Here is a 12,052-nt window from a genome sequence, read left to right as displayed (position 1 = left end):
GTGTAGGGGTGTAGGGGGAGGAAAAGCCGTTTTGATTACAGAAATTGGATAATTTATTTTTTGCAGTTCCTTAGTAACTGACTAATGACTAATGACTAATGACTAATGACTAATGACTAATGACTAATAACTAATAACTAATAACTAATAACTAATGACCAATATATTTAGAGAATTTATCCAAAAAGTTGGTAGTGGTAGCCATACATCAGAAAACCTCACCCGTGCTGAAGCTGCTACTGCTATGAAAATGATGTTATTAGCTCAAGCAACACCAGCACAAATTGGGGCGTTTTTAATCGCTCACCGTATTAAGCGTCCTACTGGTGAAGAGTTAGCAGGAATGCTGGATGCTTATTATGAACTTGGCCCTAAGTTACAACCCATATCTCAACCTGTTATCGTTTTAGGCATTCCCTATGATGGTAGAACTCGCACTTCACAAATTAATATCATTACGACTTTATTATTAGCTGCGGCTGGACAACCTGTAATTATGCACGGAGGCGATCGCTATCCGACTAAATACGGTTTACCCTTAATTGAGATTTGGCAAGGCTTAGGAGTAGATTGGACTAATTTACCTCTGGAAAAAACTCAGCAGGTATTTGAAAAAACGGGTATTGGTTTTATTTACACACCGGCACATTTTCCTCTCACCCAAACCATTTGGGAATACCGCGACCAATTAGGCAAGCGTCCACCATTAGCAACAATGGAATTAATTTGGTGTCCATACACTGGTGATGCTCACATTATTGCTGGGTTTGTTCACCCACCTACCGAAGCCATGTTTAACACTGCTTTAAAACGGCAAGGAGTGAAAAAATATACTTTTATCAAAGGTTTAGAAGGTAGCTGTGACTTACCACGCGATCGCACCGCTATTATCAGTTTCTCTTCATCCGACAAGCAAGAATTAGAACGGTTAAATTTAGCAGCCCGTGAATATGGCTTTACTAGCAAAAATGTTGCCCTCGGTACTACAGAAGCACTCATCAAGGATATGCACTCCATTCTAGCTGGAGAACCCGGTGAACTTATGGACACAGCTTTATGGAATGGTGGGTTCTATCTTTGGCATAGTGGTATTTGTCCAGATATTCCCACCGCCATAGACAAAGCCAGAGAACTATTTAGCAGCGGTTCAGTAGCGGCTAAACTCAAAGAATTAATTTCGTAATTCGTAATTCGTAATTCGTAATTCGTAATTCGTAATTCGTAATTCGTAATTATTTATTTTCTCCCCTGCTCCCCCTGCTCCCCTACTCCCTGTTCCCCACAGGTAATAACATACCTTCACAAGCTAGTAAGACATTAGGAAAAGCAGATTTCACTTGGTCTTGAATTTTGTCAAGAAAGACATCATCATCATCTGGGTGATGGTGTGATATCACTAATCTTTTGACATTAGCACTTTGAGCTAAATCTACTGGAGTTTTCCATAGTAATTCAGCGTACTCATGGTTTTTATCAGTTGGTGGAGTATAAGTAGCATTAGTAATCAGTAAATCAGCACCTTGAATAATTTGTAAAATCTGTTTTTGCTCTTCTATATCAAGACTCTTATGTAAATCCGTCGCATAGACAATGCTGTGGTCTCCCCAAGTCACTCGGTAGCCAACTGATCTTTGATTTTTGTTGATGATTGCCGTTGTTATTTTTACCTCGCCTAATTCTACTGTGTTACCAGGAGTCACATTATAAAAATGCAAATCTGACTGCATTACCTGCAAAGGGTAAGGAAAGTGGGGTTGGAGCATCTGATCGCACAAACATTGTTTAATTGATGCACCATTGCTTGCAGCCGTTCCATAAATATGGAAGCAATTACCTGTAATAAAGGCAGGAGCAAAAAAGGGAAATCCCTGAATCCGATTTGATTGGGAGTTAGTAAAAAATAAATGAGCTTCTAAGGGTTTTTGCTGCTGTTGCCACATTTTCCCTAAGATGCGTAAGCCAGTACCTCCATCAAAAATTAAGTGTTGACCCGCTACATATATTTCTACACAAGCAGTATTACTACCATAACGGCAGGTATGACTGTTGGGTGTAGGAATTAGACCTCTTACACCCCAAAATTTAGCCCAAAACTCCCCAGCAAGGTAATTGTGCCTGGAAGTTAATTGTTCATTGGTGCAGTTTTGGAAATTGGACAGCTCAAAATTTGACATTTTCCTTGAAATTAGAGCTTACTAAGCAGATCATCGTAGTTTCGTACTTCTAACATCTGGTTTTTTTCATCCACGATAACAACTGTAGGAGAGTAATGTTTTAACTCTTCTAGTGTAAACTGCCCGTAAGTCATTATAATCAAGCGATCGCCAATAATGCCTAGACGTGCGGCCGCTCCATTTAACTCAATGACTCCTGAGTTAGCTGGAGCAGGGATGGCGTAAGTAATAAAACGCTGACCATTAGCATTATTCACTACTTGTACTTGCTCGTAAGGCAAAATACCAGCTTTATCTAAAAGAACTTGGTCGATACTAATACTACCCACATAGTTAATATTTGCCCCCGTGAGGGTACAGTTATGAATTTTAGCCAAAAGGAGAGTCCGCTGCATTTCGTTTCAGGTTTTTCCGCCACAAACGGAAGTAGTTGAATTCTGTGAAGTAGGTTAGTGATGGGTAATTGGACAAAGGCAAGAGGCAAAAGGCAAGAGGCAAGAGGCAAGAAGTTATTTTTCCACCTATACCCTTACACCCTTACACCCTTTTCTTTCCCAATACCCATTACCATCTTTTATTATTTAGCAGCTTTGATGAACTTTTCTACTAAGGGTGCAACCCTGTCTACATCCTGCCAGCCGAGAATTTCTGTCACTTTCTTTTCTAAATTTTTATAAGTGCGGAAAAATTCAGCAATTTCGTCTAAACGGTGGGGAGGTACATCTTTCAATGATTTTACATGGGCGTAACGTGGATCTTTGTCGGGAACACAAAGAATTTTTTCATCGCGATCGCCACCATCAATCATTTCTAAATAACCTATTGGTCTGGCAGCAATGATACAACCAGGGAAAGTAGGTTCATCCATGATTACCATGCCATCCAGAGGATCGCCATCATCAGCTAAGGTGTTAGGTATGAAACCATAGTCATAAGGGTATTTTACGGAAGAAGAAAGCACCCTGTCCAGAGCAAAAGCGTTTAATTCCTTATCAAACTCGTATTTATTTTTACTCCCGCCTGGAATTTCAATCAGAACATTAATCACACCCGGTTTTGGTTGGGCAGGAATAAGAGATAAATCCACAACTAAACTCCTTTGCTAACATTGAATCTAGGTAGCACGTTATTTTGCTCCCCGTGTAAGATAGATTTTAGGGCAATTTTGCATTTCTTCCCAAAGTCTTTGTGCAGAAAACACAGATCCCCAAGTTCCAGGAGAAGTTGGGGATCTTGTAGTTCACGGTCAGCTTGTCCGCAGAACTTATAATTTAGGGTTGCTTGAGTACAACTAAATTGGGGCTAAAAACAATTATTTCTTACTTCTGGCTAGGTGATAAGTCAGATTTTGCTGGTTACTCTGAACTTCTGGTGAAGAATAGTGGGAAATGATAAATACAGGTAGGGTAAGAGTTACGAGTGCGATCATCGTACCCACAATGTCTGCCAAACGTTGGGAATATGCATCGGGGGAATTGGCAGACTGGCTATTTGAATTCATACAAAATTTCAGTTTTTCTGATCACTGCTAGGTTTGCTCTCGATGAGAGAGTCTCAATTCTATTTTAGCGATTTTTATTCAATGAACTTTGTATTCATCATTAATCTTATCCAGTTTGAAAAGTGGCATACTAAGTTTTTGTTCACAACAATTTTGTTACAAATTGGATGCCAAACACCAAATGTTTGATACTGTAACTAATGTTTTTAGATGATCACTGACACTAAGTCATCAATCATTGACATTGAGATGATTGCTAAAGCATTATTCTTTACCTGTTTGATTGAATTGACATTGCATCAACAAAGTTGATAGACGCGATTTTGTTTGAGTATGACAGTCAAAATGCCTTGTTTATAGCTATTTGCGCTGTCCATGGAAAAATAGACCTAAGAAAATATAGGCTTACGTCACTGAAAGCTTGTGGGTGTCATAAATTGTTGAGCTATATATACACTCTGAATTTTGACCATTCCGCAAAATTAGTAAAAAACTATTTTGGGTAACAAGCATATTTACAGTACAAATACAGTTACCCCTATTAATAGGGAACTATATTGATGCATCGTAAACATCAACCTATAATCTCCGTAAATAGATTTTTTAGCTGTGAGTTGGATCACAACTAGGGCTACAAATCTATATATAGGTAGAGATTTCCTTGAGGATGAGATATAAATTGTTGATAACTATATACAGTAGGAGTCAGCAGTAAAAGCCTTTTGGTGCAAAGGTTTGTCATGAAAATTTGTACCTTATTGATCTGCAATATGCTGTATATGATTTCTGGTTAATAAATGGTTAACAATAGCAAACGGTTAGACAAGATAAAAAATGTATCGCAAACAACAATAAATGTGCTAATCATAATTTGATAATAAAACCGCCTCTAGGAAGAAGCGGTTTGATTAAGTAATCAGAGGGTTATTACTAGTTATCAATTGATAATTGATAATTGACAATTGATAATTGTTTCATTGTCAGGATTACTGATTACTTAAGCTAGGGATACTTACATTTTCTCAACCTTTGCTATATGCACTCATAGGTTCTTTGATAAACCGGATGTAAAGATGTCTAAATGTAGACCTAATCACGCGAGGCATAGCGAAATCAATAGGCATTAATGTTTCTGGTAGTTGCCAATCATTAATTTGTAATAAATCAGGGGATAAATTCGGAAATTCAATATCTGTTAATTCTGGACAAATTCCCAATCTTTGAGAAGCAGCTACTGTGGGAACTTGATGAGGTGAAACTTGCAGAACTTCCAATATTGCCCGATCTAAAGCAAACACATTTGTTGATGCTGCTAAAACACCCAAATCACGAGGTTCACCACCACTTGGTCCATTACCTTCATGACCAATAATACCATCTAAAATGGTTAAATTAGGATTAATTGCTCTAGCAGTTTCTACTAACATTTCTCCAAATCTGTTAGCATCTTTTCCCGCTTCCAGATGCCACCAAGCTTTCATTTTACCGGGAACGCAACCAAAGAGATTTTTTACACCCAAAGTTACAGTTAATTGGGCATGAGATTTTACTTTGGGCAAGTTAATAATTACATCTGCTTCCATTGCTTCTTTTGATAGCAGCAGGTGATTAAAATTGTCGTTCACGGTTTGGTAACGTTTACCGTGAAACTCAACAATGGGAATATTTAATTCTTCTAAAATTGGTAATAAACCATTGGCTATGGCTACACCTTTTGCACTACCAAAAGCGGGACTATCTCCTAAAAATGGTTTACCACCAACTTCTATAACCATTTGGGCAACAGCGCGGACTAATTCCGGGCGGGTGGTACACTCTTTAGTAGGACGAGAACCTGTGAGTAAATTGGGTTTGAGAAGGACACGATTACCTGGTTTAACAAAAGCTGCCATTCCCCCTAAAGGTTCTAGCAGCGTTGTCAAGGATTCTCTTAAAGCCTCTTGTTCGTAGGATTTAGCCCGAATTAAACTAACGGATGGTTTTGGTGTCTGCATAATTAATAATTGCGTTATTATCTCACAATATAGACGATTTTTAGCTAAAATTCAGGTAAGAGGAAAACACAACCATTCAATATCCAGTAATTCCGCAAGGGAGTAAGGACATTCTGAGGGGAAATTGACAGAATTTTGAGTTTTGATTTTCACAAAGCCTAACGCATCTTTGTAAATAGAATCTAATTCAGTTTCTAAATAGTTACGCAAGGTGGTATTGAGTCGGCGGTTTAATTGAGTTCTAAAAGTATAAATTTCTCCTTGCCAGTGAACTGCATTATTTTCTTGTTCTATTGTCCAATATTGCAGTATTAATAAATGATGAATAATTTGTTCTATAAGGCTGACTACTGCATTTCTATCTCTTTTTCCTAAATCTTCTAACTCCTCAATTAAATTATCTAAGTCTAATTCTTGAAATTGGTGATTTTTTAGCAATTTGATGGTTTCTTCTAACCATTGAGAATCATCAATTTCGTAGAGTTGTTTTAAATCATGAATAGTTTTCATAACTCTGACATATTGAGAGTATTCTGATCATAGCAATTACTGTGTCACTAAGATAGAGAAGTAAACGCAGATAAACGCAGATAAACGCAGATGATTGTGAATCATATCCCCGATTTCTTGAAGAAGTCGGGGAGATTGTATTATGTTAAAGGAACAATTGCGCTCATTTGTTCTAAATCTAAAACAGTTGCTAATTCTGCTTCTGTCATTAAGCCTTTTTCTAGAACTATTTGCCGCAGTGATTTTCCGGTTTCTAAAGATTCTTTAGCGACAGCAGCAGCGTTAAGATAACCGATGTGGGGATTTAAGGCGGTAACTAATGCTAAACTACCTTCGGCGTAGGCTAAACATCTTTCTTTGTTAGCGGTAATTCCTTGAATACAATTGTTAGTTAAGGCAGAAATTGTATTCCCTAAAATTTCGATGCTGTGAATTAAATTGTAAGCGATGAGGGGCATCATCACATTTAATTCTAATTGTCCCGCTTGTGCTGCCAGTGCGATCGCATTATCGTATCCCATTACCTGAAAACATACCATTGATGTCATCTCTGCCATCACCGGGTTATATTTCCCTGGCATAATTGAAGAACCAGGTTGGACTGGAGGGAGTTGAATTTCCTTAAACCCGGTTTTGGGGCCTGAGTCCATTAAACGCAGGTCATGGGAGATTTTAACCATGTCCTGGGCTAAATTTCGCACTGCCCCGGATACATTCACAAATGCACCCATACTTTGCATAGCAGCCATTAAATGGGGTGCTGGTTCTAAAGGCATTTCTAACAACTGGGAAAGCACTTCTACCACCCGTTGACGATATTGGGGGTGGGTGTTCATTCCTGTACCGGCTGCACTCCCACCTAAACCAAGTACCATTAAATCCCCAGAAGCAATGTATAATCGGTTTTGATGTTCGGTGAGAATTTGCGCCCAAGCCCGAAAGTTTTCGCCTAAGCGCACAGGTACGGCATCCTGTAAGTGGGTTCTTCCAGATTTGACGATATCTTGAAATTCTACTGCTTTGGCTTCTAAGGTGGAAATTGCTGTTTCTAAAGCGGGATGAAGGGTTTGGGAAAGTGCTAATAACCCACCAAGACGGATAGCAGTAGGGATGACATCATTGGTAGACTGTCCGTAGTTGACATGATCGTTGGGACTAACGCGCTTATAGTTGCCTTTTTCATCTCCGAGAATTTCTAAAGCCCGGTTTGCGAGAACTTCGTTAATGTTCATGTGGTGGGATGTTCCTGCACCGGCTTGGTAGACATCAACGACAAACTGATCACGTAGTTTTCCTGCTAAAATTTCATCAGTGGCTTGAATGATGGCTTGGCTGATGTCTGCGGGAATACAACCAAGTTCTCCGTTAACAATAGCAGTTGCTTTTTTAATATATAAGCCAGCATTTACGTAAGTAGCTAGGGGCTTAATACCACTGATAGGGAAGTTTTCGATCGCCCTTTGGGTTTGGATACCATAGTAAACATGATTGGGGATGGTGCGATCGCCCATCGAGTCTCGTTCAATGCGAAAATCTGTATTGTCAGTCATAGTCTGTGTGGATAATCTCAAAATACAGATCATCCCATGCTAGGATGCTAAACGTCTAATTTGGCAATGTTTTATTTTGGATTTATTGAGAATAGGTAATGATTTTTAGTTTAACGCAGATAAACGCGGATATACGCAGATGTTGTGATATATCTTTTTTTATTATTTGCAAATTGAATGTTTTTTATATTTTTATTTAAACACAAATTTAGGGTGTTAGAATTGCTCAACTTCTATAATATAATCGAATATAGCCATTCCCATTCAAGCGAGGTACAAGCAGTAATAATTGAACGCGGATGGACGCAGATAAACGCAGATAACTTTGTACTTCATTAGACTGGAAAACGCTATATTAAGCTACATTAATTAGTTGTTCTAAAGATTTGGCTGTAGGTAAGGGTTTACCATCTTCTTGATATTCGGCAATTAGCATTTCTATAACTTCCTGAGCATTTTTAACAGCTTCCTCATAAGTATCACCATGAGTATGATATTTTTGAGTAGGAAATTCTGGTAAATGAACTAAATAACATTTATCTTCACTACTCAATTGAATAATAATAGTCTATGGTAAATTCATTCTTATGACTCCTGTTCTTGAATTAATTTTAATTTAGCTAATTTTTCGTTACCTTCTTTTTCTATATATAGTTTAGCATCATCTCCATCTTTACCAGATATGGTAATCGGATCACTAGGTAATAAAGGATGATACCACCGGGTATGACTTCCTTTTGCTGAACGGTAAATAAAACCAGCTTTTTGGAGTAAACTTTTTAATTCTCTGATTTTTTTAGGCATTTTTCATGGTTTTTCTGAGGGTTAAATCTATGTTGATTTTAACATTAATGAGCTAATTATTATAAATAAATCTTTTCTCTGTCTAAATATTCTGCTTTGACATCCAGTTTAAATGTAGGAAAATGATACTTACGTTTTTTGATGGGAATGATGACAATTTCCACTTCATCACCATTTTGTAAGGTATCCGGTAAACTGTCTTCGAGAATAATTGTTTGAGGATATATCCTTTCATAATTTTCATGCTGTTAATCTCACAAAATCAGTGCGTCTAGCAGCAAATATCAAACAGGCTTGAATATCTTCTATTTCTAAATCGGGAAAGTCTTCTAAAATTTCATTGACACTGACATTTTCTGCTAACATTTCTAAAATGTCGCTAACTCTAATTCTCATTCCGCGAATGCAAGGACGACCTCCACATTGACCGGGTATTTGTGTGATTCTAGTTAATAGTTCATTCATTGATTTAATTAATTAATTAATTAATTAAAGGTGATAATAAAAGATATTTTAGCATATTTTTAGAATGAATTATCAATAAATCCGATAACCCGCCTGGGAATGAATTCCCAGTCTCATAGCAAAAGTCATCTAAAGATGACTAAAAATACAAATACCCATCAATCTATAGTTTACTTTAGTAAACTTTGGTTATTAGCCATGAAATTCATTTCATGGCGGGTGTGGAAGCTAACAGATAACTTTAGCAACTCTTGATTCTCGGTTAGCAGCAGCAGCTAGTCGTTGTGGTGTTAGTTTGGTTATTTTTGATTAGTTTAACCCATTGGTAGAGAATAGAAGGTAAATTCAGGGATGGGAATATAACTTACAGCTTATTTATTATTTCCTGTGCGTTTTGATATCCTTGTTTATCACCTTGTTGTTGAAATAGTTGTTTTGCAGTTTCTAAATCTTTAATTGCTTGTTGTTTATTACTTTGCAAACCATAAGCTAATCCTCGACCCAAATAAGCTTTTGGATTTTGAGGATTAATGGCAATAGCTTGTTTATAATTTTGAAGTGCCTGGTCAAGTTTTCTTTGTTGAATATATGTATATCCCAAATTGTTATAAGCGTCTACAAATTTAGGATTTATTTTAATAACTTGGGTAAAATCAGCAATAGCTAATTCTAGCTTTCCTTTTTGAGCATAAATATTCCCGCGATTATGATAAGCTTGTGCATATTGAGGATTAATAGCAATAGCTTGGGTGAAATCTTGAATAGCGGAATCTACCTTTCTTTGATTACCATAAATAAATCCTCGATTATAGTAAGCCTCTGCATATTGAGGATTTATTTTAATAACTTGAGTAAAATCAGCTATAGCTAAGTCTACTTTTTCTTGCTCACTATAAGCAATTCCTCGGTCATAGTAAGCTTGTGTATATTGAGGATTAATAATAATGGCTTGGGTGAAATCTTGAATAGCGGAATCTATTTTTCCTTGATTACCATAAATAGTCCCGCGATAATAGTAAGCCTTTGCATATTGAGGATTAATAGCAATAGCTTGGGTGAAATCTTGAATAGCAGAATCTATCTTTCCTTGCTCATAATAAATAACTCCACGATTATAGTAAGCTCTTGTGAATTGAAAATTAATTTTAATAACTTGAGTAAAATCAGCAATAGCCTGATCATATTTTTCCAAGTTACTCAATATTTCTCCACGAGTTGCATAAAGCAAAAAATCTTCTTTATGATTTTCTTTAGATTGTAAAAATCCTTGATTAATTGCTTCTAAAGCATTTTGATATTGTTTTAAATTCCGAAAAATTACACTCTTGAATAAATATGAACGATAAAAACTTGGTTTTTCTATAATTGCTGTATTGATAGCAGCTAAGGCTGAATGATATTTTCCTTTTCCTGCCCAAATCCAAGAAACATTGTAATAAGATTGCCAAGAGTTTGGATCTTTGATAACTGCATTTTCCATTGCTTTAATTGCATTATCTGTATCACCAGTTCGCCATAATTGAATACCATAATTAAGCCACTGTATTCCAGTAGCATTTACAGAATTAGGTTCAGAAGTAATTTGAAAAAATGCTAAAATAACAGAAGCTGCATCTGCTGATTTAGGTTCATTTTTAGCAACATTTAATTGAGGTTGAGGTAACTTCCATACATTATCTTTTTGATAAAATAAAAAAGTCTGAATAGATAAACCTAAACTAAATCCTAAAACATCCGTTTCTGAATAATTATGAATACCAATTAATCGCCCTTCTGTATCCCAAATACCACCTCCACTCATTCCGGGATATCCTTCATTACTATATGCTAATTCATACCCTCTTGGTTTTGCCCAATAATCTCTTTTCTCCGCACTTTGTATTTTACCCACACTAAACAAAGAAGGATGATTTAATTCTTCCCCCTTCCAACCATAAAGAAAAACATATTGTTCCTTTAACTCATAATCCCCCAAAGTAGCAACTTGATAAACCTGAGAACTACGAAACTGTAAAACAGCCATATCAAGTCCCTTCCTAGTGCGAATAGTCTCATTATCCACCTTATAAACTTGTTTATTAGGTGCAACAACTTGATACTCCTGTTTATTTTCCACCACATGAGCAGCAGTTAACACATAATAAACATCTTTATCCTTAGCAATAATTACCCCGCTACCAATACCACTTTTACCTTGAATTTTCACCGAAGACTGTTTAGCAATATCTAAAACCTTAGCCGGAATACCGCCAACTTTCCTAATTACCCTCTCAGGAAACAAAGTTAAATCAGGTGCAGCTTCATCAACTAAATTAACCGCAATACCCCAACTATAATTACCCCATTCTTTTAAAGTTTTCTCATCAGGTTGTTCACCTTGTAAATAGCGAAAATCAGTTTGTAAAACCGGATTAGCAAGCTTACTATTTATCCCCACCAAATAACCTTTTTCATTAATAATTGCTCCCCCACTCATTCCCTGTTGAATATCATTGTCATAAGCTATTTGCTGTCCTTTAATTAACGGCTGATTTAAAAATAATTTCGCTGTACCTTTGGTAGTTTGCAAATTACCCTTCACATATCCCCCAGCAAAAACCTTTTCCCCTGGTTTAATATCCTCTTCCCCTAAACCAGCAACTAAATAAGTAGTTTCACTGCTAAAAGTCAACTTAGCTAAATCATATAAATCATCTTTCTTATTATCTTGTCTATCTAATTTAGAAAATTCCACATCATGAGTTTTATTATCAGGAGTGACAACTTTTACAGATTTAGCATTTTCTATGACATGAGCATTAGTGAGAACTGTATAAAACCCGTTTTGTTTTTTGATAATCGTACCTGATGCGGTTTCTTTATCATCTACTATGACTTTGAAGGTAATTTCTTTTAAGATATTCTTTAATTCTGATTCTGAAAATGTCCCCGGTTTGCGTGCGAATAGGGAAGAACTGCAACCAGTGATAATAATCGGAGAAGCGGGAAATAGGAGGAGTAAGAATAATAATAGATGGGATAATTTATAGAGGTTTTTAGGTAATTTCATAGATG

The 12,052-nt window shown here is 36.6% G+C and carries 12 protein-coding genes; 1 reads left to right on the top strand and 11 read right to left on the bottom strand.

Annotation, left to right across the window (positions count from 1 at the left end):
• Window positions 1–154: 154 nt before the first annotated feature.
• The gene (locus A0J48_RS09645) at window positions 155–1,183 is read left to right on the top strand and encodes an anthranilate phosphoribosyltransferase family protein (protein ID WP_200322560.1); all 1,029 of its coding nucleotides are present in this window, start codon (window positions 155–157) and stop codon (window positions 1,181–1,183) included.
• A gap of 82 nt (window positions 1,184–1,265) precedes the next feature.
• On the opposite strand, the gene A0J48_RS09640 is transcribed toward A0J48_RS09645, so the two are convergent.
• From A0J48_RS09640 to A0J48_RS09590, 11 genes are all read right to left on the bottom strand, one after another.
• Window positions 1,266–2,174 (bottom strand): MBL fold metallo-hydrolase, encoded by a 909-nt coding sequence (locus tag A0J48_RS09640; protein ID WP_200322559.1) that lies wholly within the window; start codon window positions 2,172–2,174, stop codon window positions 1,266–1,268.
• A gap of 11 nt (window positions 2,175–2,185) precedes the next feature.
• Window positions 2,186–2,569: an aspartate 1-decarboxylase gene (gene panD / locus A0J48_RS09635; protein ID WP_200322557.1), complete on the bottom strand. Its 384-nt coding sequence runs from the start codon at window positions 2,567–2,569 to the stop codon at window positions 2,186–2,188.
• Window positions 2,570–2,751: 182 nt separating this feature from the next.
• Window positions 2,752–3,261 carry an inorganic diphosphatase gene (locus A0J48_RS09630; protein WP_200322555.1) on the bottom strand — a complete coding sequence of 170 codons (510 nt, stop codon included), beginning with the start codon at window positions 3,259–3,261 and terminating at the stop codon, window positions 2,752–2,754.
• Between the two features lie 225 nt (window positions 3,262–3,486).
• Window positions 3,487–3,675 carry a TLTLP motif-containing protein gene (locus A0J48_RS09625; RefSeq protein WP_200322553.1) on the bottom strand — a complete coding sequence of 63 codons (189 nt, stop codon included), beginning with the start codon at window positions 3,673–3,675 and terminating at the stop codon, window positions 3,487–3,489.
• 1,022 nt (window positions 3,676–4,697) lie between these two features.
• Complete coding sequence (locus A0J48_RS09620) at window positions 4,698–5,669, bottom strand: Npun_F2552 family protein (RefSeq protein WP_200322551.1); 972 nt, start codon at window positions 5,667–5,669, stop codon at window positions 4,698–4,700.
• Window positions 5,670–5,720: 51 nt separating this feature from the next.
• The gene (locus tag A0J48_RS09615; protein WP_200322549.1) at window positions 5,721–6,179 is read right to left on the bottom strand and encodes a DUF29 domain-containing protein; all 459 of its coding nucleotides are present in this window, start codon (window positions 6,177–6,179) and stop codon (window positions 5,721–5,723) included.
• 140 nt (window positions 6,180–6,319) lie between these two features.
• Window positions 6,320–7,729: an aspartate ammonia-lyase gene (locus A0J48_RS09610; RefSeq protein ID WP_200322547.1), complete on the bottom strand. Its 1,410-nt coding sequence runs from the start codon at window positions 7,727–7,729 to the stop codon at window positions 6,320–6,322.
• A 355-nt stretch (window positions 7,730–8,084) separates the two neighbouring features.
• Complete coding sequence (locus A0J48_RS09605; RefSeq protein ID WP_234300820.1) at window positions 8,085–8,282, bottom strand: type II toxin-antitoxin system HicB family antitoxin; 198 nt, start codon at window positions 8,280–8,282, stop codon at window positions 8,085–8,087.
• Between the two features lie 32 nt (window positions 8,283–8,314).
• On the bottom strand, window positions 8,315–8,533 hold the full coding sequence (locus tag A0J48_RS09600; RefSeq protein WP_200322545.1) for a type II toxin-antitoxin system HicA family toxin: 219 nt from the start codon (window positions 8,531–8,533) through the stop codon (window positions 8,315–8,317).
• A gap of 240 nt (window positions 8,534–8,773) precedes the next feature.
• A complete protein-coding gene (locus A0J48_RS09595; RefSeq protein WP_200322544.1) occupies window positions 8,774–8,998 on the bottom strand; it encodes a DUF433 domain-containing protein in 225 nt (74 codons plus the stop codon).
• 364 nt (window positions 8,999–9,362) lie between these two features.
• On the bottom strand, window positions 9,363–12,047 hold the full coding sequence (locus A0J48_RS09590; protein WP_200322543.1) for a serine protease: 2,685 nt from the start codon (window positions 12,045–12,047) through the stop codon (window positions 9,363–9,365).
• Window positions 12,048–12,052: the final 5 nt, after the last annotated feature.

The sequence above is a fragment of the Sphaerospermopsis aphanizomenoides BCCUSP55 genome (assembly GCF_001586785.1).
Taxonomy (GTDB): Bacteria; Cyanobacteriota; Cyanobacteriia; order Cyanobacteriales; family Nostocaceae; genus Sphaerospermopsis_A; species Sphaerospermopsis_A aphanizomenoides_A.
This window is presented reverse-complemented; position numbering and strand designations above follow the sequence as displayed.